The organism is Mycobacterium sp. (assembly GCF_032159565.1).
In the GTDB taxonomy this organism is placed as follows: Bacteria; Actinomycetota; Actinomycetes; order Mycobacteriales; family Mycobacteriaceae; genus Mycobacterium.
In genome coordinates, this window is sequence record NZ_JAVHWR010000004.1 from 17854 (window position 1) to 39218 (window position 21365).

The 21365-nt window shown below is 65.1% G+C and carries 20 protein-coding genes; 12 read left to right on the forward strand and 8 right to left on the reverse strand.

The window, feature by feature from the left end; all coding sequences use genetic code 11:
* A complete protein-coding gene (locus QOC76_RS00400; protein ID WP_526353011.1) occupies window positions 1-630 on the reverse strand; it encodes a DUF4352 domain-containing protein in 630 nt (209 codons plus the stop codon).
* A gap of 135 nt (window positions 631-765) precedes the next feature.
* Between QOC76_RS00400 and QOC76_RS00405 the strand changes: the two genes are divergently transcribed.
* The 9 genes from QOC76_RS00405 (at window position 766) to QOC76_RS00445 (ending at window position 10608) form a co-directional block, all read left to right on the forward strand.
* Window positions 766-1653: an NYN domain-containing protein gene (locus tag QOC76_RS00405; protein WP_526353013.1), complete on the forward strand. Its 888-nt coding sequence runs from the start codon at window positions 766-768 to the stop codon at window positions 1651-1653.
* Between the two features lie 105 nt (window positions 1654-1758).
* Entirely contained in the window at window positions 1759-2469 is a 711-nt protein-coding gene (locus QOC76_RS00410; RefSeq protein WP_526353015.1) for an MBL fold metallo-hydrolase, read from the forward strand.
* Between the two features lie 79 nt (window positions 2470-2548).
* Window positions 2549-3640, forward strand: coding sequence for a DUF4352 domain-containing protein (locus tag QOC76_RS00415; RefSeq protein ID WP_526353017.1), 1092 nt, complete (start codon window positions 2549-2551; stop codon window positions 3638-3640).
* Window positions 3641-3986: 346 nt separating this feature from the next.
* Window positions 3987-5045, forward strand: a complete 1059-nt coding sequence (locus tag QOC76_RS00420) for a phospholipase effector Tle1 domain-containing protein (protein WP_526353019.1) — start codon at window positions 3987-3989, stop codon at window positions 5043-5045.
* A 136-nt stretch (window positions 5046-5181) separates the two neighbouring features.
* On the forward strand, window positions 5182-6180 hold the full coding sequence (locus QOC76_RS00425) for a DUF8453 domain-containing protein (RefSeq protein WP_526353021.1): 999 nt from the start codon (window positions 5182-5184) through the stop codon (window positions 6178-6180).
* Window positions 6181-6263: 83 nt separating this feature from the next.
* Complete coding sequence (locus QOC76_RS00430) at window positions 6264-6965, forward strand: crotonase/enoyl-CoA hydratase family protein (protein WP_526353023.1); 702 nt, start codon at window positions 6264-6266, stop codon at window positions 6963-6965.
* Between the two features lie 9 nt (window positions 6966-6974).
* Window positions 6975-7568 carry a TetR/AcrR family transcriptional regulator gene (locus tag QOC76_RS00435; protein ID WP_526353025.1) on the forward strand — a complete coding sequence of 198 codons (594 nt, stop codon included), beginning with the start codon at window positions 6975-6977 and terminating at the stop codon, window positions 7566-7568.
* 322 nt (window positions 7569-7890) lie between these two features.
* Window positions 7891-9525: a fatty acyl-AMP ligase gene (locus tag QOC76_RS00440; protein WP_526353027.1), complete on the forward strand. Its 1635-nt coding sequence runs from the start codon at window positions 7891-7893 to the stop codon at window positions 9523-9525.
* 96 nt (window positions 9526-9621) lie between these two features.
* The gene (locus QOC76_RS00445) at window positions 9622-10608 is read left to right on the forward strand and encodes a magnesium transporter CorA family protein (protein WP_526353029.1); all 987 of its coding nucleotides are present in this window, start codon (window positions 9622-9624) and stop codon (window positions 10606-10608) included.
* On the opposite strand, the gene QOC76_RS00450 is transcribed toward QOC76_RS00445, so the two are convergent.
* The 3 genes from QOC76_RS00450 to QOC76_RS00460 form a co-directional block, all read right to left on the reverse strand.
* A complete protein-coding gene (locus QOC76_RS00450; protein ID WP_526353031.1) occupies window positions 10575-10907 on the reverse strand; it encodes a DUF6766 family protein in 333 nt (110 codons plus the stop codon). The two genes, QOC76_RS00445 and QOC76_RS00450, sit on opposite strands and share 34 nt — an antisense overlap.
* Before the next feature lie 121 nt (window positions 10908-11028).
* On the reverse strand, window positions 11029-12177 hold the full coding sequence (locus QOC76_RS00455; protein ID WP_526353033.1) for an NAD(P)/FAD-dependent oxidoreductase: 1149 nt from the start codon (window positions 12175-12177) through the stop codon (window positions 11029-11031).
* A 64-nt stretch (window positions 12178-12241) separates the two neighbouring features.
* Window positions 12242-12619 (reverse strand): VOC family protein, encoded by a 378-nt coding sequence (locus QOC76_RS00460; protein WP_526353035.1) that lies wholly within the window; start codon window positions 12617-12619, stop codon window positions 12242-12244.
* A 138-nt stretch (window positions 12620-12757) separates the two neighbouring features.
* Here QOC76_RS00460 and QOC76_RS00465 point away from each other — a divergent pair, with 138 nt between their 5' ends.
* Window positions 12758-13498 (forward strand): DUF3060 domain-containing protein, encoded by a 741-nt coding sequence (locus tag QOC76_RS00465; RefSeq protein ID WP_526353037.1) that lies wholly within the window; start codon window positions 12758-12760, stop codon window positions 13496-13498.
* A gap of 99 nt (window positions 13499-13597) precedes the next feature.
* Entirely contained in the window at window positions 13598-16654 is a 3057-nt protein-coding gene (locus QOC76_RS00470; protein ID WP_526353039.1) for a hypothetical protein, read from the forward strand.
* Window positions 16655-16662: 8 nt separating this feature from the next.
* On the opposite strand, the gene QOC76_RS00475 is transcribed toward QOC76_RS00470, so the two are convergent.
* From QOC76_RS00475 to QOC76_RS00485, 3 genes are all read right to left on the reverse strand, one after another.
* Window positions 16663-17121, reverse strand: coding sequence for a DUF5994 family protein (locus QOC76_RS00475; RefSeq protein WP_526353041.1), 459 nt, complete (start codon window positions 17119-17121; stop codon window positions 16663-16665).
* Between the two features lie 326 nt (window positions 17122-17447).
* The gene (gene cspE, locus QOC76_RS00480; protein ID WP_526353079.1) at window positions 17448-17651 is read right to left on the reverse strand and encodes a transcription antiterminator/RNA stability regulator CspE; all 204 of its coding nucleotides are present in this window, start codon (window positions 17649-17651) and stop codon (window positions 17448-17450) included.
* A 376-nt stretch (window positions 17652-18027) separates the two neighbouring features.
* Entirely contained in the window at window positions 18028-18249 is a 222-nt protein-coding gene (locus QOC76_RS00485; protein WP_526353043.1) for a hypothetical protein, read from the reverse strand.
* Window positions 18250-18405: 156 nt separating this feature from the next.
* On the opposite strand from QOC76_RS00485, the gene QOC76_RS00490 reads away from it, so the two are divergent.
* Window positions 18406-19617, forward strand: a complete 1212-nt coding sequence (locus tag QOC76_RS00490; protein WP_526353045.1) for an FAD-dependent oxidoreductase — start codon at window positions 18406-18408, stop codon at window positions 19615-19617.
* On the opposite strand, the gene QOC76_RS00495 is transcribed toward QOC76_RS00490, so the two are convergent.
* A complete protein-coding gene (locus QOC76_RS00495; RefSeq protein WP_526353047.1) occupies window positions 19614-21275 on the reverse strand; it encodes a purine-cytosine permease family protein in 1662 nt (553 codons plus the stop codon). The two genes, QOC76_RS00490 and QOC76_RS00495, sit on opposite strands and share 4 nt — an antisense overlap.
* Window positions 21276-21365: the final 90 nt, after the last annotated feature.

A 21365-nucleotide genomic window follows, 5' to 3' on the forward strand; every position in this document is an offset into this window, starting at 1 on the left:
TTAGAGCCCGACGGTTACGCCCTCCGAGAATGGGCCGTCGTGCAACTCGATCGACTCGGGGTCGGTGCCCACCGGCACATCGAAAACCACCGCCGTGTCGATCGTATCCCCCGGGCTCAGGTCGGCGAGTGTGTTGCCGAGGTAGATCCAGGCTTCGTCGTCGGACCGAAACTCTGTGGTGCCGTCGGAGAGCTTGTTGAACGACGCGAAGAACGTCTGCGGTTCGGTGCTGACGTTGGTGACCGTCATCTTGACGAGGACGTACTCGCCCTGCGCGGCCTTCTGCAGGTCGGGGAACCCGGCGTCGGCGACGACGGGCGCCCGCTCGATACCGGCGACGACGAACTCGAAGTTGCCGTCGCGCACCGGCTCACCCACGCTTCGGGCCTGGTCCTCCAGCGTCGGCGCCTCTTGTCCCTTCTCGGGTTCCGCGGCGACAGACGTGCCGGCCGACGCGTCGGACGGCTTGTGGGTGACCGTCGCCTTGCCGACGTCGGTCCTGAGCGTCATCACCACGGCGGCGGCCCCTACGACGACGAGAACGACGACCGCGGCGATCACGCCGCCGATGACCTTCCCTTTGGCGCCCGACCCGTCGGGGTCCGGATACCAACCAGCGGGTCTGGTCACGACTTGCGGCCTTTCGGTGAGCTAATCAGTCACAGCCCCCCACCGGACACTAATGCAGGTCCGCGCGCCGCAAAGCAATAACGAACCGGTTTGCCGGCGCCGAGCGGCCGGTCCGGGTTGTGATAGGACAGACCCATGCCGGAGACGCTTCTAGCCGCGGAAACCCCTCGGGTCGCGGTCTACCTCGACTTCGACAACATCGTTATCTCCCGCTACGACCAGGTGCACGGCCGCAGCTCCTTCCAGAAGGACAAGGCGCGTGGGCTGGAGAAGGACAAGCTGACCGCGGCCACCGTCGACATCGGGGCCATCATCGACTTCGCGTCCTCCTTCGGGACGCTGGTGCTGACGCGGGCGTACGCCGACTGGTCGACCGACATCAACGCCGACTACCAAAGCCAGCTCGTCGGCCGGGCCGTCGATCTCGTGCAGCTGTTCCCGGCGGCCGCGTACGGCAAGAACGGCGCAGACATCCGGCTCGCCGTCGACGCGGTCGAGGACATGTTCCGGCTGCCGGATCTGACGCATGTGGTGATCGTCGGCGGGGACTCCGACTACATCGCGCTCGCACAACGCTGTAAGCGGTTGGGCCGCTATGTGGTTGGCATCGGCGTGGCGGGCGCCAGCAGCCGATCGCTCGCGTCGGCCTGCGACGAGTTCGTCACCTACGACGCACTGCCGGGCATCCCCACAATGGCTCCGCCCGCGAAGAAGGCCGCCCGGCGCACGAAATCGAAGGCGCCCGACGACGAGCCGGAAGCCGCGGATCCGCAGGCCGCGGCCACGGGCCTGCTGGAGCGGGCCCTGCGCATCGGCCACGAGAAAGACGACGCCGACTGGCTGCACAACTCCGCGGTCAAGGCGCAGATGAAACGGATGGACCCGTCGTTCTCCGAGAAGTCGTTGGGCTTCCGATCGTTCAGCGACTTCCTGCGCTCCCGCAGCGACGTCGCCGACCTCGACGAGAGCAGCACCACCCGCATGGTGCGCCTGCACCGCGAGAATCAACTCTCCCTAGGCTGACCACATGAGCGACCGAAGACGAGCGCGAGTGAGGATCGCAGCGAGGCACGAGCGAGGACCGGTGGGCCCACGTCCGCAGGGCAGGGGACGAGCGGGAGTCGAGAAGTGAGCGATCGCCTGTACTTTCGGCAGCTGCTGTCGGGCCAAGACTTCGCGAAGTCCGACGCAATCGCCGCGCAGATGCGCAACTTCGCCTATTTGATCGGCGACCGCGAGACCGGCGACACCGTCGTCGTCGATCCGGCGTACGCGGCCAACGACCTGGTCGACATCCTCGAATCCGACGGCATGAAACTGTCCGGCGTACTGGTTACCCACCACCACCCCGACCACGTCGGCGGTTCGATGATGGGCTTCGAGCTCAAGGGCCTTGCCGAACTGCTGGAGCGCCAGAGTGTGCCCGTGCACGTGAACAGTCATGAAGCGGACTGGGTTTCCCGAGTCACCGGCATCGCTCGCAGCGATCTGACCGCACATGAGCACGGCGACAAGGTCAACGTCGGCGACATCGAGATCGAGTTGCTGCACACTCCCGGCCACACTCCCGGCAGCCAGTGCTTCCTGCTCGACGGCCGGCTGGTCGCGGGCGACACGCTGTTCCTCGAGGGCTGCGGCCGCACCGACTTCCCCGGCGGGGATGTCGACGAGATGTTCCGAAGCCTGCAGCAGCTGGCCCAACTGTCCGGCGACCCGACGGTGTATCCGGGGCACTGGTATTCGACGGAGCCGAGCGCGTCATTGTCCGACGTCCGCCGCACGAACTACGTCTACCGGGCCAGCAATTTGGACCAGTGGCGAATGCTGATGGGCGGCTGATCTCACAGTAGGGTTCTGACCACGGTGATGCCGCCGTGTCGGAACGCCCGCGGGCGACCAATGGGAGGGGACCCACTCGATGACGACACCGCCCACGCCCGCAGGCTGGTATCCCGATCCCGAGGCGGTCAATCAGCTCCGGTACTGGGACGGCGCGGCCTGGACCGAGCATCGGTCCCCCGCGCAAGAGCCGCCCGTCGAGCAGGTGCCGCCGCCCGCCGCCGAAGGTGCCCATCGCGCTCCGGAACCCAGCCCCGAGCCGTTGTCGGTGACTGAGCAGCCGACAACCGGGGTGCCACTGCGGGAGTGGTCGTTCGAGCCGCCACCCCTCGAACCGGAGGCGACGCCAGAGCAGACGTGGGCACACGAGCCGGCGTCGACGCCGGAGTCTGTATCGGTACCGGAGTTCACCCCGGAACCGCCGCCGCTTCCACCGACCGAGCAGCCGACGACGAAGGTGCCGCTTGACAATTGGACTTCCGAGCCGACGCCCGAACCGGCGCCCTATGCCGACGCAACCACGCCGACGCCCCCCGAGCCGCCCGAGGTCGAGCCCCCCGCGGGCACCGAACCGCGGGAGCCGGTCGACAACCGCAAGCTGATCGTGGGGTTCGGCGGCGCCATCGCCGGGCTGCTGCTGGTGTTGGTCCTCGCGGCCGTGTACGCGTTCGTCATTCACAAGCCCGAATCCGCGGACGTCACGTCACCGACTACCGAAACGACAACGGTCACAAGGGAAAAGGCGACGACGCCGGGGGAGAATACCGCGGCCGAGTCGCCGGCGCCCCCGCCTGCCGCAGGCGCGACGGACGGCCCGCTGACATTCGCGGTCACCGGTGTCGAGCGCGGCACCACCATCACCGACTCCGAGAACGAGTTCCTCACCAAGGACGCGCAGGGCGAATTCGTCGTGGTGCGTCTCAACGTGCAGAACACCGGCACCGATCCGGGTCAGTTCCTCGGCACGTTCCAGAAGCTGAACGCGGCCGGTCAGGTGTACACCATCGACGACGAGGCCACGTTCTACGTCGGCGGCGGATTTGTGGACATCCCGCCCGGCGGTGAGGTCCAGGTCGGCCTCGCCTACGACGTGCCGCCCGGCACCTCGCCCGAGTCGGTCGAATTGCACGCCGATCCGACGAGCCCTGGGGTCGTGCTGCCCGTCGCTTAGCCGACGATCGTCCCTGCGGTTGCTATGTAGCAGAACAATCTGGCGCGTTCGGCCAGTCTTGAATGAGTACAGCAACGGATCGGAGCGGCCCGCGCGCAATGGTGTGGCGAACGCCGTAGCGTTGGCCCACGATGGTGACCTGGGCAGATGAATCTGCGGTTGCAGCGATATGACGCTGAAGTCCTGCCATCGACAACTGAATCCGTGCTGATCGCGCCCATCCGCCAAGGAAATCGAAGAGCCCAGACATCGAGTAGTGCAATACGCAAGACACGACCGGACAGGCCTGGCAAACTTTCACTGTCAACGTCTCCAGCCTGTGGGACGTGTGGTCAGGGAGTTTGCTATGAAGAACATCGTGTTGTGCTTCGACAGCACCAACAATCGTCCGGGTTCTCGTGACGCGACCAACGCCGAAATCTTGTTCCAGCTGCTCGACGCCGGCGCCGACGACCGCCAGCTGACCTGGTACGACGCGGGTGAGGCGGCGCTCAGCTCACCGCGACTCTTCAACCCGGCCGCGCGCCGCTGGCGCGACAATGTCGCGGCGGCCGCCCGCGACTCCGTCGTCGAGGCGTACTTCTTCCTGATCGAGAACTGGGAACCGGATGACCGGATCTTCCTGCTCGGCGCCGGACGCGGCGCCTACTGCGCACGGACCCTGGCCAGAATGCTCGGCACGGTCGGGATGATGGCCGACCGCGAGGACCACTTCGTGCAGTACGCGCTTGCGGCATACGCCTTGCCCGCTCAGAGCCGCACGACATCGGAATGGCGGCAGATTCACCAGCTGGCGTGCGCGCTCGAGGAGCGCAGTGACGTCGCCGTGCCTGTGCACTTCCTCGGAATGTGGGACACCGTTAAAGTGCCTGGCACGCCGTCGCTTCGCGACGACGACTGGTTGGGTAACGTCGTTTCGGGCCGGCACGCGGTCGCCATCGACGGCGGATCCGGGCCGTTCGGTGAATGCCGGATCGGGCGGGACGACGACACCATCGAAGAGGTCTGGTTCCGCGGCGCCCACTGCGACGTGGTCGGCGGCCCGAACGCGTACTGGCCGCTGGCCGACATCACGCTCGACTGGATGCTCGACGGTGTCGTCAAGGCGGGCGCCATCGTCCGCGCCGGGGAGATGCCGTGCGCTCCCGCGCCGAGCGAGCGGGATGCACTCGCCGAGCGCGCGCCATCGCTGAGGTTCCGCAACATGCCTGAGCACGCGCTCGTGCACGCCAGCGTCGACATGTATGTGCGGGCGCACTCCGACTACTGGCGGCGGCTGCCGAGGCACATTCTGTGGACCGATCTGGATTGGGCCGCACGCGCCGAGCGACTGCCCGTTCCCGACACCACGCCTCTGGCGAAAGCCCAGCCCGATCCCGACGAACTCGCCGCTGTCGCGTCGTAACGTCGGCAATCTGTGCGAACGAGACCGTGAGGCACTTCTGCCTCAATTAACTCACCAGAATTGCTACTGCAGCAAATCCTTGTAATGTGCGCTTCTCGAATGCTGTTCTCTCAGCAGACCGTGGTATAGACGACGCGTGGGAATTACGGAATGGTTCGACGACCGCGCCGGCGATATTGCGGGCTTATCCCCCGGCGCGTGGACGGCGATGGCGGCTTGGCTTGCCGTCTGCGTCACCATTGCCGCGCTGGTATATGCGTGGCGGCAGTTCCAGTCGTCCAAGCTCGAGAGCGAAGACCTGTCGCAGCCGAATGTGGCGATGTTCATGGAGCCGTGCGCGTCGGATTGGCATCTTGTCGAGCTGGTGGTGAAGAACTTCGGCCAGAGACCGGCGTATGGAATCCAATTGGAATTCGCATCGCCGCCGACGGTGCCTCGCTATGAGAGCGCCGATGCCGACAACTATGTCGACATCGTTCCGCTGAAGCTGCCCGCGGAGATTCCCTATCTCGCTCCATCGCAGGAATGGCGCACGGTGTGGGATTCGGCGCTGGATCGCAAGCAGCTGGGCGAATCGATCGGGTCGCGGTTCGCCGGTGCGGTCACGTTCTACGACCAGCCGAGGTCCTCCCGGCAGGGTAAGGCGAAAGTGAAACCGCATCAGTACCGCACGCCCGCCGTGCTGGACTGGGCGACGCTGCACCCGGTCGAGCGGCTGGAGCTGTTGACCAGCCACGACCTGGCGCGTCAGGAGAAGCAGAAGCTCGAACTGCTGCGCGGTCTGCTGACCTACTACCACTACGCGACGACCGAGAGCCGCCACGAAGTGCTCCAGGCCGAGATCAACAAGATCAACGCCGCCGCCAACGAACAGCGTGACCGCTACCGCAGCCACTTCGCCGTCGCGCAGGACGCCCAGCAGCCGAAGACGCCTGCGGCTCCGGTGGCGGTCGAGGAACTTCCGTCGCAGCCGCAGCCACGGTATGAGGTAGCGCCGCCGCAGCGACGGTATGACGGCCTGCCGCCGGAGTACGACGATCCGCCACCCCCGTACGACGATGAGCCCCCCTATGACGACGACGATGCCCAGACCCGGGTGATCAACGGCAGGCATCGCCGCGGCCTTGGCGGCTGACGCGCCGACATTCGGCGCTTGGCTTTCGTAACATCGTTTCGTAACATCGATCTGAAACGAAAGCCCACGTCAAGGGAGGCCCGATGACCAACCCGGTGAACTACGAGCTCAACGAGTCCGTCGCGACGATCGCGCTCGACGACGGCAAGGTCAACGTACTCGGGCCGACGATGCAGGCCGCCATCAAGGAGGCGCTGGACCGCGCCGAGAACGACGACGCAAAGGCCGTTGTGCTGGCAGGCAATCAGCGCGTGTTCAGCGGCGGATTCGACCTTTCGGTCTTTCAGTCCGGCGACGCGCACGCTGCCCTGGCGATGCTGGCGGGCGGCTTCGAGTTGTCCATCCGATGCCTGACCTTCCCGAAACCGGTCATCATGGCCGCGACGGGCCCGGCCATCGCGATGGGCTCGTTTCTGCTGCTGAGCGGCGATTACCGCATCGGCGCCCCGAAGTCGCGCTGTCAGGCCATCGAGGTGGCCATCGGAATGACCATTCCGATCTCCGCGATCGAAATCATGCGGATGCGGCTGACGCCTGCCGCGTTTCAGCGCGGCACGTCGATGGCGTCGACATTCGTCGGCGACGAGGCGATCGCCGCCGGCTGGCTCGACGAGATCGTCGACGCGGACAAGGTGCTGGCGCGCGCGCAGGAGGTGGCGGTCGGGGCCGCCGCGACGCTGCACGCAGGCGCGCATCTGGCGACCAAGCTGAAGGCACGCGAATCCGCGCTGACGGCGATTCGCGCCGGAATCCACGGCCTGCCTGCAGAATTCACCGCCAGCTAGGTCACTGCGATGCCCAGGGCGAAGCAGCGCACGCCCGAGCTCAGGAATCGGGTGCTCGACGTGGCGATCACCACGCTCGGCGAGGAAGGCATCGCGCGGTTCACCACACGACGGGTGGCCGAGCGGGCCGGCACGTCGGTGCCCGCGGTATACGAGCTGTTCGACGACAAGGCCGGCCTGGTGCGGGCGATGTTCTTCGAAGGCTTCCGGCTGCTGGGCGCCGAGCTGGCCAGAATTCCCGAGACAGACGACACGCTCGGGGATCTCGAGCGGCTGGTGCCGGTGTTCCGGCTGTTCTGCCGCGCATATCCGAAACTGGCGCAGGTGATGTTCTCGCGGCCGTTCGCGGACTTCGAGCCGGGCACCGACGAACTTGCTGCAGGTGCGGCCGTCCGCGAGATCTTCGTCGGCCGCATTCAGCGGTGCGTCGACAAGGGCCTGCTGGGCGGCGACCCGACGGATATCGCGCACGTATTGCTCGCTCTCGCACAGGGTTTGGCGGTGCAGGAGGCGGGCCGGTGGCTGGGCACGTCGGCCGAGATCGAGCGCAGATGGAAGGTCGGAGTGACGTCAGTCCTCGACGGGTTCGGCCGGGCGAATTGACGGAAATGGGTGCCCCGAACGAGATCACTGTTGACGGAACGACTTTGCGCGCTGAGACTCGTCTCGGCGAGGTGCGCTGCCCTTTGACGCGTAGGTCTGTACAATCAGGACGTCCGAAGTCCTTAACACTGCCCCACCGCGCTCCTGCCGGAGCGCAGAGATTCATCTGAGGTTAACAAGAAGGGGCGGAGTCCTCCCGCAGTAGTCGTCCACCTCGAAAAGAATGGACGATGGTCGCACCTCAGCGGCTCAGTCAGCGTCTGCACGCCGGTTCACTACGCGCACCACCGCGCGTCGAACCGCCGGAGCCAAAGGAATTGTCGTGAGCACATTTACCGAAACCATGTACATCAACGCCCGTCGCAGCCTCAAGGGCATGGTCACGGGTGAGCCCCACGCGCCGGTCCGGCACACGTGGGCGCAGGTACACCAGCGAGCCAGGCGCGTTGCCGGTGGACTCGCCCGGTCGGGCATTGGTCACGGAGACGCGGTGGCGGTATTAGCCGGTGCTCCGGTGGAAATAGCGCCTGCCGCGCAGGGTATTTGGATGCGTGGTGCGAGCTTGACAATGCTGCACCAACCCACTCCGCGAACGGACCTCACTCGGTGGGCAGCGGAGACCACAGGCATCATCGACATGATCCGCGCGAAGGCCGTCGTCGTCTCCGACCCCTTCATGCCTGCGGCGCCTGTGCTGGCCGGCCTCGGACTGAGAGTGCTCACCTTCGACGAACTGCACTCGAGTATGCCGATCGACCCCGTTCACACCGACGACGACGATCTGGCGCTGATGCAGTTGACGTCCGGGTCAACGGGCTCTCCCAAGGCGGTCCAGATCAGCCATCGCAACTTCGTGGCCAATGCGGAGGCGATGTTCACCGGGGCGGAAGTCGACCCGGATACCGATGTGATCGTCAGCTGGCTGCCATGCTTCCACGATATGGGTATGACCGGTTTCCTGGCCGTGCCAATGTATTTCGGGGTTGAACTGGTCAAGGTCACCCCGATGGACTTTCTCCGTGACACCTTGTTGTGGGCCAAGTTGATCGACCGATACAAGGGCACGATGACCGCCGCCCCCAACTTTGCCTACATCCTCTTCGCCAAGCGACTGCGCAATCAAGCGTCCCCGGGGCAGTTCGACCTGTCCTCATTGCGGTGGGCGCTGTCGGGGGCTGAACAGGTCGACCCGGCCGACGTGGCCGAGCTGTGCGAGGCGGGCGCGCCATTCGGGTTGCGCCCTGAGGCCATTCTGCCCGCCTACGGCATGGCGGAGACGACGGTGGCGGTGTCGTTCACCCAGTGCGGCAAAGGCCTTACCGTCGACGAGGTGGATGCCGACCTGCTCGCGGTGTTACGCCGGGCTGTCCCGGCCACGCACGGCCGCACCCGACGGTTCGCCTCACTCGGCCAGCTGTTGAAGGGTCTCGAAGCTCGCGTCGTCGATGTGGACGGCGCCGTGCTGCCGGCACGCGGCGTCGGTGTGATCGAGGTGCGCGGTGAACCCGTGACGCTCGGATATACCACCGCGGCGGGATTCGTGTCGGCACAGGACGACGACGGTTGGTACGACACGGGCGATCTCGGCTACCTCACCGAGGCGGGCGATGTCGTGGTGTGCGGTCGCCTCAAGGACGTCATCATCATGGCGGGCCGCAACATCTATCCCACCGACATCGAGCGGGCCGCCTGCCGAGTCGAGGGTGTGCGGCCGGGCTGTGCCGTGGCGGTGCGGTTGGACGCCGGACGCTCACGCGAATCCTTCGCAGTGGCCGTGGAATCCAACTCTTACGATGATCACGAAGCGGTGCTTCGCATCCAGCACCAGGTCGCGCACGAGGTGGTTGCCGAGGTCAATGTCCGCCCGCGCAATGTCGTCGTGCTCGAGCCGGGGATCATTCCCAAGACGCCGTCGGGAAAACTGCGACGCTCACATGCACTGGCGCTCGTCGACTGATTGCCCTGACCGGCGAACGACCGGGTGACGTCCATCGCCATCTGCGATGGACGGAGCCACAACAACCACGTCATCCCGCTGGGAGATGATGGTGGCATGACCGATGTACGGGGCCGGGTGTGGCGGGGCGGCAAGGCACAGGACGACTTCGACTTCTCCTCGATCTCCGACTATCTCGTCGAGGACGACACCCTGGTATGGTGTGACATCTTCGACTCGGACGAGTCGACGCTGTCGGATCTCGCACAGGAACTCGGGTTGAACAACTGGGCCGTCGAGGACGCCGTCGGTGAAGCCGAGCGCACAAAGGCCGTCGTGTACCGTTCGCACACCTTCTTCACGGTGTATGCGGTCTCGAGCAAGGAACCCGCCGACGACTCCGACTCGACACTGGCAACCCACCGGATCTCCGGGTTCGTGCTGCCGCAGGGCCTCATCACCGTGCGGTTGTCACCGTGGTACGACATCGAGACGGTGTCGCGGCGCTTCGACGAGCTCGGCGGGCAGGAGTACGGGGTCGGCGCGCTCGTGCATGGCCTGCTCGACGTCGTCGTCGACGGCCATTTCGAGGTGGTGCAGGCGCTCGACGACGGTATCGAGGGACTCGAGGACGACCTGTTCGAGAACAACACGCCGCGGGGTGGACTGCAGCGCAAGACTTTTCGGCTGCGCAAGGACCTGGTCGAGCTGCGCCGGGTGGTGCTGCCGATGCGCGAGGTCGTGAACTCGATTCAGCACCGCAGGCTGGACGCGAAGACAGCGCCTGAACTCGACCCGCTATACGCCGACCTGTACGACCACGTGCTGCGGGTGTCGGAGTGGACGGAGTCCTTGCGGGACATGGTGACAACGGTGTTCGAGACGAATTTGTCGTTACAGGACGCCCGGCTGAACCAGGTGATGAAGAAACTGACGGGTTGGGCGGCGATCATCGCGGTGCCAACGGCGGTCACCGGGTTCTACGGGCAGAACGTGGAGTACCCGGGCATTGACACGGTCGGCGGCTTCATAACGAGCACGGCGGTGATCGTTGTGCTTGTGCTGCTGCTCTATTGGGTGTTCAAGCGTCGCGACTGGCTGTAGCCCTGTGGCGCCGTGGGCAGACCGAGGTGGTCCTTGATGTCGTCGATCTTCGCCTCCAGGCGCTCCATGTCTTCGGCGTCGGCTTTGAACAGCCAATGCTTGGCGCCGAGCAGCAGGATGGCCTGGAATACCAACTGCAGCCACTTGCTCTGCCAATTCTCGAGCGTGCTGGCGAAGAATGCACTCCAGTACTCAGACCAGACGAACGACTGACCGTGGGCCGCCTGATCACTGCGGAACTCACTCAGTTGGAAGAAGAATTGACCGAGCCAGGAGCCGACGAATAACAGCAGAAGCACATAAACTGCGCCCCACCGGCGGAATGTCGCATGTCTGCCCCTTTGGTCGACGGATCGTTTCGATCTGAAGCCGGAGTTGCCGTTCTCCACATCGACGAACGATCGTCGTAGGCGAACGCGGTCAACCAGGGATGGGTGCGTGCGACCGGAGCAGTCGCCCGCCCGTCTCGTAGTCATCGTCTGAGTTGAGGCTCAGGACGCCGGCGATTTCACCGCCGCATCCATACCAAGCCGTGAATCCGTCGCGGCGGTCGACGAGCCTGGTGAGGTCACATCCGTCACCCCAGCCCCGATACTTGAGGACGGATTCGCCTATCTGGCAGGAGAATTCGGGAACTGTCTTCCAGGAGTCCGAATAACCGGCGGCTACGGTGCCCGCGATACGCCCTTGCTCTGTGGCGTCGTGCCAGTGTTCAGACGCCACTCGCCGTCCCGCGGTGACGTTGTAGGCAAGGGCGACGTCGCCTGCGGCGTAGACGTTCGGCGCCGAGGTGTGCATGCGCTCATCGGCGAGGACTCGGCCGCCTTCGGTGACGAGACCAGCCGCGGTGGCGAGCCTGCTGTCGGGTCGTACTCCGGTGGCGGATACGACGAGGTCGGCCTCCACCGTCGCACCGCTGTCCAGAGTGACTCCACGGTCCTCGACTGCGGCCACAGCCGTCCCACCGATGAATCGAACACCGATGTTGGACAACATCTTCGCCACGCGCTCACCGGCGTCGAAACCGAACCTGCGGTGCACGGGCACCGGCTCGGGCGCGACGAGCGTGGTCGCGACGCCGCGGACAGCGAGGCAGGACGCCGCCTCGCAACCGATCAGACCGCCGCCGACTACGACCGCCGAATCGGAATTTCTGGCGGCCATCCGAAGGACGACGGCGTCGGCGAACGACCGCAGGGACAACGCCGCCTCGCCGCCGGGAACCGCCAGCGGGACCGGTGTCGCGCCGGAGGCCAGCACCAGGTGCCAGTAGCCATAGCGCCGGCCCGCCGCGGTGACGACTTCGCGGTTCTTCAGATCGATGTGGTCGACGGTGATGCCGCGGTGCAGTTGGATGGCGTTCTGCACGAACCAGGCACGGCTGTGCAGGTCCAGCTCGGGGTTGCGGCCACACAGGTAGGCCTTGCTCAACGGCGGCTTGGCGTAGGGCAGTGCGGGGTCGCTGGCGAGGATGCGAACCGGGATCTTGGGGTGCTTGCGGCGGAACGTTTCGGCAGCGGTCAACCCTGCCGGACCACTGCCGATGGCGATGAAACCTGGTGCCACCACACTTCAGGGGTACCACCGCGGCGGCTTTGCTACTCCAAACGGTCAGGCTTTGGTCACAACCAGGTCAGACATCGGTGGGCGTGATGCCCCACACCAGGCAGAACGTGTGCCCGGCCGGGTCTCGAAACACCCGGAACCGGTCTTCGCCTTCGGCGTCGGTGACTCGCGTGGCGCCCAGTGCCAGCACCTCGCGCTGCGCGCAGTCGATGTCGTCGACCGCGATGTCGAGGTGAAACTGCTGCGAGCCACGGGGGTCCGGAAATCGTGGCGGCTCATGCTCGGGCGACAGCTGAAACGCCAGCCGCCTGCCCTGCGGGTCGGTAACCACCGACCAGGTCTCGTCGACGTCTTGAATGGTGCCGCCGAGAACATCACCGTAGAACTTCGCGAGCTTGGCGGGATCCTTGGTGTCGAGCACCACGGAGCGGAGATTTCCGATCATGGGGTCGGTGTTGCCATCTTGCCGGATCCACAAACGGTCACCTGCAGTTGTTTCCGCCGCTTCTCGGTAGGTGTGCACAACTTCTGCACGTTCGACGAAGCAGTCGGTCCCGCGTCCGGATTGTGGGACCATCTGCGCATGAATCCCGAGGACGACCCCGAGGCCCGGATCAGGGAACTCGAGCGCCCGCTCAACGATCAGGCGCAGGCGAGCGAACTCGGTGGCGGGCAGCCGGGCAGCACGGCGTACCTGCCGCCGCCGACGACGCCATATACCCCGCCCGACTACAACACTCCGGCCTACGGCAACCAGCCGCCATACGGCACGCAGCCCTACGGGAACCAGCCGTACAACGCGCCGTACGGTGAGCCGCCGCGGAAATCCTCCGGCGGCATTCCCTGGGTGGTGTTCGGGCTGATCGCGGTGCTCTTCATCGGTGGGATCATTGCCGGCGCCGTCGTTTACACCATGAGTAACAGTGGTGGGTCGAGCGTCTCGAGTAGCGACGGATCCATCAACATTCCGACGTTTCCGTCGATCGAGATACCGAACATGCCGAGCATCCCGGCGGCGCCGGGGGCACCGGACACCGATCCGAACGTGCTGATCGGCGTGCCCGGGCAAGATCTCACCGTCTCGGGCATCGATGAGAACAAGACCATCACCTGCAACGACGCGAACGTGATCGTCAGCGGCATCCGCAACACCGTGAACATCACCGGGCACTGCGTGAAGGTCGGCGTCTCCGGCATGAACAACATCGTCACCGTCGATGCCGCGGACGCGATCGGCGCGTCGGGGTTCGACAACCGGGTCACCTTTCGCTCCGGTTCGCCGGACATCGACGCCGCCGGATCCAATGTGGTGGAGCACAGCTGACGGTGATCCTCGGCCCGTAGCGATTGTGCGCAATGCGCCAATAATCGCAACGGAAGTTGTCAGACTGGCGACACGAGGATTTCGTCGCTGGGGGCCACAATGTCTGACACCGGTTCTGCGCCCGCCGAACCCGCGCGTCACTCCCGTCTTGCGGTAGTTGTCACCTGGTTGGTAAGTGCGGGCATCCCGCTATTGGCAATCGGCTTCGGAAGCTGGCTGCTGGCAGCCAACTTCCGCGCGGCCGGTCCGGAATTCCTGTTGCGCTACGTATTCGGCGAGCGCGACACGGAACCGCTGACGCGCGGGCGGGACGTGGCCAATGCCGCCGATCCGCAGGCCGATCTGGCCTCCGACATTCACGATGTGATTTCGCGCGATTGGTTCGTCATCGCCGGGTATTTCCTCATCCTCGTCGCGTGCTCGCTCATCTTCGTCCTGATCATGCTCGCGTTCTCGAATTCGGCGAGAAACCTCAGCTTCGCGATCTTCGGAGCGGTCATCGTCGCGACCGTCATGGACATCGCGGAGAACGTCCTGGTTCTGATGGCGACGAATCCGCCTGCCTTTCCCAACCGGCTGCACGACGAATTCTGGATCGTCGTTCCCGCCGCGGTCGCGACGGTGAAGTGGTGCGCGCTCATCGTCGCGATGTGCGCGGTGCCCGCGGCGATATTCGCCGTCTGGCGGTTGATGGTGTCCTACATATCTCGCCGGGTGCGCCGCAAGAACGGCAAGGAGTGGTGGGACAGGGCGCTCAGTGTGCCGCAGCCGGCCCCCCGGTCCGATCAGGACGATGCCGAGAACTCATGGCGCCAAGCGTATTACGTACCGGGAGCCGACGACCTCGTCACCGTGATAGACGGTCCGGCCGTGAAGGTGCCGAGAACACCCAGCGCCTTGTGCCTGTCGGGTGGGGGGATTCGATCGGGCTGCGTGGCGATGGGTGCGATGCAGACCTTGTCGCGTCGGCCCGAAGGGGACGAGCCGGCGCCGTGGGGCGGCGCCCCGATGCTCGACGGGTTCGACTACGTCATCTCGGTCTCCGGCGGCGGTTACACCTCGGGCGCCAGGCTGATGGCGATCCAGAAGGCCGATGAAGGCGGGCCCGCTGTGGAGAACGGCCGACAGCTCACCCTCGCCGACCGGTTCAGCCCGGGCTCACCGGAATTCGCCTTTCTTCGCAGCAGATCCAGTTACATCGCCGACTCACCGATCGGATTGGTCAGGGCACTGGCCGAGGTCTTCAAGAACCTCGTGCTGTCGGTGCTGATGCTGGTGCTGGTGGCGGTGATCTTCGGCTGGGTGTTCGGCTGGTTCGTGGCACGGCTGCCCTTGGCCGCGTTCGTGCCGTCGCGGGTCGGAACACCGCCGGACGCCGTGCATCTGCCCGCGCTGGACCATCACCTCACGGTGGCCGCGGCCGCCGTCGCGATACCGGTGGTGTGCGCATTGGCGCTTGGCGGGCTCGCACTGCTCTGCGAATACGCCACCACGCGGCGGTCGGTCACGGTGTTCAAAAACCAACTCAACTTGGCCGCGAGTGCCGTCACCCTGCTCGCGGTCGTAGTGTTCGCCGTCACGATGGCACTGCCGGCGCTGATGTGGCTGTGCGCGCCGCTGTCGCCGAGCGCGGACAACAAGGCCCCGCCCGTCGCGGCCTTCGGCGGCTTCGCCGCTGTGTTGATCCTGCAGTACGGCGCGACGATCATCTCGATGGTTACCAAGAAAAAGGAGGAGTCCGGCGAAGGCCGCGTCTCACGCATTCGAAAGATGCTGCCGCCCGGTGTGGTTCAGCTTCTGATCGTGCTGCTGACGTTGACTGTGCTCGTCATCGCGTGGCTCCTGGTGGTGGGCATCGCGGCCGCACAGGTCTTCGGCTGGCTGACCCGCAACGGCGACAGCCTTCGGCCGGTCCCCCACTGGCTGTGGATCTTGCTCGCCATCGCGTTTGTCGTCACGATCCTCAGCTGCGTCGACGTCACATCGCTGAGCCTGCACCCGTTCTATCGCGGACGGTTGGCACGAGCCTTCGCCGTGCGTCGGATCGGTGGCGAGGCGCAGGGCTACAAGGCCGAGGAGGGGACGTGGCTGGACAGCTACGGTCGCGCCGGAGACGGTGGGCCGAAGTTCGTGTTCGCCGCGGCGGCGGCGCTCTCCGGTGATGCCAAGCCCGCGCCGGGGCTCAACGCGGTCTCGTTTGTGTTGAGCGCGGACTACATCGGCGGCCCCGCGCTCGGATGGCTGGACACCAGCGAGACGATCGCGATCTCGTCGTCGCGCATCAAACGCGACCTGACCGTCCAGGCCGCGGTCGCGATCAGCGGTGCGGCGTTCGCGTCGGCGATGGGGCGGATGAACAAGGGTTTTCAGTCGCTGCTGGCGGTGTCGGGAGCACGGCTGGGAACGTGGTTGCCGAACCCGGCTTTCGTCAAGAACGCGAAAGACAATGCGTCACAACCGCTCTACCCAAAGGCGTTGCCGTCAGTGCGCGGGGCGGGCTACTTCTACCGGGAGCTGTTCGGGATCAACCGCAAGCAGGCGCGTCTGGTGCAGGTGACCGACGGCGGCCACTACGAGAACCTGGGGCTCGTCGAGGCGCTGCGGCGCCGGTGCAGGCTGATCTACGTCATCGACGGCGGAGGTGACACTCCCCCGCTGCTGTCCGGTTTGTCGGACGCGATCCGGCTGGCCCGATTCGAGCTCGGCGTGGAGATCGAACTCGACGAGCGTGGCGACTACGGCGTCCCCAACCTGGCGCCCGGATCGGCGGAGCCGTTCGGCGCCGGGCACGCGTTCCACTCGCTCAACAGCAGGGTCACCGCAGGCGCGGTGGTGCGTGGAGTCATCAAGTACCCGGCCGCTGCGGGCATGGACAACCACAACGTCGGGCTACTGATCGTCGCCAAGGCCGTGTTGTGGCAGGACCTTCCCGACTGGGTACTGACGTATGGCGCGGGCAAGAGCGGCGAGAGCTTCCCGAACGACAAGACGTCCGACCAATGGTTCAACGAGGCGCAGTTCGCGGCCTACACCGAGGTTGGACGGCGCATCGCGGTCAAGGCGCGCACGGTGCGCTCACACGAGGAGCAACCGGTACCGCCCAAGGCGCCGGCACGCGAGAGCATGCTGGTCGAAGCCGACGGCCAGGGCAGCTGACGCTCGGCTCAGCCTCCAGACCCATCGGTCGCCAGCAGGTCGCCGACCGTCGAATCGTTGCCCGGTGCGGCCGCGGTCATCATCGTGTGATGTGCGTCGTCTGGGTCGGTCTGTGGAGGAACGACAAGCAGGAAGATCTGCTCTCGTCCGAGGCCGAGCACTTGGAGCGTATTGGCGGGTTGGAGGCGATATCCGTCGAGTCGAATAGTTCGCCCGCCGGTTACCAGGCGCTGTGGCACCTTCGCCCATTCGGCGAAGTTGTAGAGCACGCGATCGATAGGCCCCAGCCGTACCGACAGCACGGCCAGCAGGTCTGGTAGCTCATGGGTGAGGTCGTCGCTGCGCGGCCACCATGCCCCATCAACGTGGCCCGTCGACGGCGCCTTGGGTTTCAGTCGCAGCCGAGGCGTGTGCTCGGGCCCCATGTGGTCCTCACCGGTGGCTGCGCGACCTGCGCGTTGTCTCATACGACTTTCCCGTCCTGACCGTGAACACGGCGGAATATTCGGATCTGGGAGGCGCCTGTTCAGGAGATCACGGTCGACGTATCGCGCACCGGAGTAAATGTGCCCAAAGAATCAGCGTCTAACGAGATGCGTTGCGCTTCAGCGATTCTGCTGTCAAGAATTGCCGGGGAGATGATCAACCATTGCTGGCCCGAGATAGCGGAGCCTGGGTGGTCCCGGTCCTTCGAGGATACGCCTCGGCGCGGTTAACGGACGGGAACCTGAAGCGCCCTGAAACGCATTGTGGGCTGGTGGAAAACCACCAGCCCACACGAGTTAACCCCTTGCTATACGGCGGTTACGCCGACCGCCTGAGGACCCTTGGCGCCCTGTTCGACGCTGAATTCGACTCGCTGGTTCTCTTCAAGCGACTTGTAGCCGTTCCCCTGAATTTCGGAGTAGTGAACGAACACGTCCGCTGCGCCGTCGTCCGGAGCGATGAAGCCGAAGCCCTTGTCGCTGTTGAACCATTTCACAGTTCCCTGCGTCATACCTTTTTCTTCTTCCACTTTTCAACAGATGTCGATGGACATCCGCATCAACGGTATCACGGCCGGGCTGTCTCATTGCTTTCGTTTGGGCCGGAAAGCGTTTCGAATCCTTGCCCTTGTGCCCGATCTCCGATGTGGGTAGAGGGCTCTGCGAGCGGCCAGTGCCGCCGGTGCCGACGTCGCACGCCCATTACCGCAGCGTACGGCTCCGTGGCATCGTCCTGCCAGCCAAAGTTCTGCAGGTCGACACGTACTGCCTTCGCACCGGCGATCGGGGCATGAGCCCGGGCCACCCCGGACCCGAGGTCGTCACGTTGATGTTCGCCGAGACAGGTTTGAGCGCACCGGGGACTGATCCGCCGGCCCCGAGGGCGCGTCAGCAGGCGCAGCGCGAGATGAAGGCGCCGGTGAAGATCGCGATGATGAGGGCTTCGGTCGTCAGGCCCATCACTGCCGTCACCACGACGGCGGAGATCGCCACCACGAAAATGGCGGCCATCAGGATGGCCCACCACATGTGTGCATGGCCGCCGCGCCGTGCGGCACGCGAGCGGCTGAGCTGGGACGCAACCACAGCACCGTTGTGCGCTTCAAGCATGTGCCGCCCTTTCACTGTGATGACAGACACAATATATCGCCTAACGTGACGTGACTCACAACTTGACCGCCAATTCGTGATCATGGCGCTGCGCGCCTCTGAGCGACAATGTCGCTGCGAGTCTCCGGGCGACGGCGGTCAAGTAAAGGTGGCAGCGTGAGCAACACGACGACATGCGCGATTGTCGGGGGCGGGCCGGCCGGCCTGTTTTTGGCATTGCTGTTGGCGCGCGCCGGTGTCGAGGTCACCGTGCTCGAGAAGCACGCCGACTTCCTGCGCGACTTCCGCGGCGACACCGTTCACCCCGTCACCATGCGCCTGCTCGACGAACTGGGCCTCTTCGAGAAGTTCGATCACCTGCCGCAGAGCCACGTCGAGAAGGGGCAGTTCGACGTCGGCGGACGTCTGGTCACCCTCGTCGACTTCGGCCGGCTCAGGTCACAACCCCACCCGTATGTGGCGATGGTGCCGCAGTGGGATCTGCTCGACCTGATCGCCGACGCCGGCCGAGCGGAACCCACCTTCACACTGCGAATGCGGCATGAAGCCACCGGGTTGTTGCGCGACGGGCACACCGTCACCGGTGTGCGTTATGAAACTCCGGACGGCCCTGGCGAACTGCGGGCCGACCTCGTCGTCGGCTGTGATGGGCGCACGTCTGTCGTCCGCCGGGACGCGGGGCTGCCGGTCCGCGAATACGCTGTCCCGTTCGACGTGTGGTGGTTCCGATTGCCGCGTGGCGGGAACGCGCAGTATTCGCTCATTCCGCGCACCGCGCCCGGGCGAGCGCTGATCATGATCCCGCGCCACGACTACTTCCAGATCGCCTACCTGATCCCCAAGGGAAGCGACGCAGACTTGCGGGCCCGGGGGCTCGGTGCGTTTCACCGCGAGCTCGCCGAGTTGATACCCGAAACTTCGTCGGAGGGCATCACGTCGTGGGACGACGTGAAAGTCCTCGATGTGCGCCTCGATCGCCTGCGCCGTTGGCATGACAAGGGCGTGCTGTGTATCGGAGACGCCGCACATGCCATGTCGCCTGCAGGAGGGGTCGGAATCAACCTGGCGATCGCCGACGCAGTGGCAGCCGCGGGCATTCTGGCCGAACCGCTTCGGACACATCGCCTTACGACCAAGAAGCTGGCCGAGGTACGTCGGCGTCGAATGCTGCCCACCGTGGCCACGCAGACCGTGCAGCGCATCGTGCACAGCCGTCTGCTGCTACCGGCGCTGCAGGGTCACGAGGTGCGACCGCCCGCGGCGTTGACGCAACTGGTCGAGCGTGTCCCTGCGCTGACGGCCATCCCTGCCTACGTCGTCGGCGTGGGTTTGCTGCCCCAGCACGCGCCGGATTTCGCCCGGCGCTAGGTCTGCGTAGGCAGCACGTGCTCACCGGATTTGTCGGTGCTCAGGCACAGCGAGCAGATGTGTCCCTCGTGCACGGCTGACTTCATCATGTCCGGACGCTCGTAATCATGGTGGCAAACATGGCATTTCAGCGTCTCGCCGGACGGGTTGCCGAGGTCGTCGTACATCGGTAGGTCGATGCCGTCGTCGGTCCGGCGCAGGTAGTACTTGCCGCGCGTGGCGACCGCGACGATCGGCGGCAGGACCAGGCCGAGGCCGATGGCCACCAGCGGCGAGTACGGCCGGATGGCTTCGCCGAGGCCGCCGAAGAAGGCGATGACTGACAGACCCGCGGCGATGAGCATCGAGCCGAACCCGACGGGGTTGAACGCGTAGAGCATGCCCCGACGGAACTCGGGCTTCTGGGGTGAGAGCTTCAGCAGGTATTTGTTGAATACGATATCGCTGGCCACCACGACGACCCATGCCATACCGCAGTTCGAGTAGAACCCGAGAATGGTGTTCAGGAAGCTGAACATGTTGGCTTCCATCAGGATCAGCGCGATCAGCAGGTTGACCCCCAGGAAGACGATGCGTCCGGGGTAGTGCTTGGTGACGCGGGTGAACGAGTTGGTCCACGCCAGCGATCCGGAGTACGCATTGGTCACATTGATCTTGATCTGGCTGATGACCACGAGCACCACCGCCAGCGTCATGGCGAGCCAGCCGGGCAGGAAGTTCTCATAGATTTCAAGGAATTGGTGCACAGGCTGGTTGGCGATGCCCGCGCTGTCGGCCACATTCGCGATCAGGTAGACGGCCAAGAACAGACCGACGACCTGCTTGATGGCGCCGAAGAACACCCAGCCGGGGCCGGCAAGGATCAACCATGTCCACCAACTGCGCTTGTTCTCCGGGGTCTGCGGCGGCATGAAGCGCAGATAGTCGTTCTGCTCGGCGATCTGGGCGATCAGTGACAGACACACACCGGCGGCCAACAGAGTCGACCCGAGATCGAAACCGCCCTTGCCGTTCTCGCCCTGGTAGGCGAAGAACTGGCTGACTGACTCGGGATGGCTGATGACCAGGTAGACGAACGGTGCGACCATGAGGATCAGCCACAGCGGAGTCGTCCATACCTGGAGTGTCGAAAGGACTTTCATGCCGTAGATGACCAGAGGGAAGATGATCAGCGTGGACGCCGCGTAGCCCAGCCACAGCGGTATCCCGAGGCCGAGCTGGAGGCCCTGGGCCATGATCGAGCCCTCGAGCGCGAAGAAGATGAACGTGAACGTCGCGAAGATGACGTTGGTGACGACGGAGCCGTAGTAGCCGAAGCCGCTGCCACGGGTCACCAGGTCGAGGTCGATGTTATAGCGCGCCGAGTAGTACGCCACCGGGAAGCCGGTCAGGAAGATCACTACGGCGAAGATCAGAATGCCCCAGAGCGCGTTGGTTGTGCCGTAAGAGATCCCGACGTTGGCACCGATGGCGAAGTCCGCCAGGTAGGCGATTCCGCCAAGCGCCGAGATGCCGACGACGCGCGTTGACCACTTGCGGTAGCTCCGTGGAGCGAAGCGGAGTGTGTAGTCCTCGAGCGTCTCTTTGGTCGCCGTCATCGTGTCGAGGTCGGCCTCGACAACCTCGGCGACGCCTTCGTTGCTGAGCTCCTGGGTCATTCGGCGAACGTAGAACGGGTTTGTTTCCGAACCGTGACGCCGATGTTCCGCAGTGTGAAATGGCCCTTGTCAGAAGTATCAGCGCAGGCA

Bases quoted from the DNA above. Each gene is read 5' to 3' on its own strand.
- QOC76_RS00460 (WP_526353035.1), bottom strand. From the start codon at position 12,619: ATGATCGGAAATCTCCGCTCCGTGGTGCTCGACACCAAGGATCCCGCC.
- QOC76_RS00415 (WP_526353017.1), top strand. From the start codon at position 2,549: ATGACGACACCGCCCACGCCCGCAGGCTGGTATCCCGATCCCGAGGCG.
- QOC76_RS00470 (WP_526353039.1), top strand. From the start codon at position 13,598: ATGTCTGACACCGGTTCTGCGCCCGCCGAACCCGCGCGTCACTCCCGT.
- QOC76_RS00430 (WP_526353023.1), top strand. From the start codon at position 6,264: ATGACCAACCCGGTGAACTACGAGCTCAACGAGTCCGTCGCGACGATC.
- cspE (WP_526353079.1), bottom strand. From the start codon at position 17,651: ATGACGCAGGGAACTGTGAAATGGTTCAACAGCGACAAGGGCTTCGGC.
- QOC76_RS00445 (WP_526353029.1), top strand. From the start codon at position 9,622: ATGACCGATGTACGGGGCCGGGTGTGGCGGGGCGGCAAGGCACAGGAC.
- QOC76_RS00465 (WP_526353037.1), top strand. From the start codon at position 12,758: ATGAATCCCGAGGACGACCCCGAGGCCCGGATCAGGGAACTCGAGCGC.
- QOC76_RS00420 (WP_526353019.1), top strand. From the start codon at position 3,987: ATGAAGAACATCGTGTTGTGCTTCGACAGCACCAACAATCGTCCGGGT.
- QOC76_RS00495 (WP_526353047.1), bottom strand. From the start codon at position 21,275: ATGACCCAGGAGCTCAGCAACGAAGGCGTCGCCGAGGTTGTCGAGGCC.
- QOC76_RS00435 (WP_526353025.1), top strand. From the start codon at position 6,975: ATGCCCAGGGCGAAGCAGCGCACGCCCGAGCTCAGGAATCGGGTGCTC.
- QOC76_RS00475 (WP_526353041.1), bottom strand. From the start codon at position 17,121: ATGAGACAACGCGCAGGTCGCGCAGCCACCGGTGAGGACCACATGGGG.
- QOC76_RS00485 (WP_526353043.1), bottom strand. From the start codon at position 18,249: ATGCTTGAAGCGCACAACGGTGCTGTGGTTGCGTCCCAGCTCAGCCGC.
- QOC76_RS00405 (WP_526353013.1), top strand. From the start codon at position 766: ATGCCGGAGACGCTTCTAGCCGCGGAAACCCCTCGGGTCGCGGTCTAC.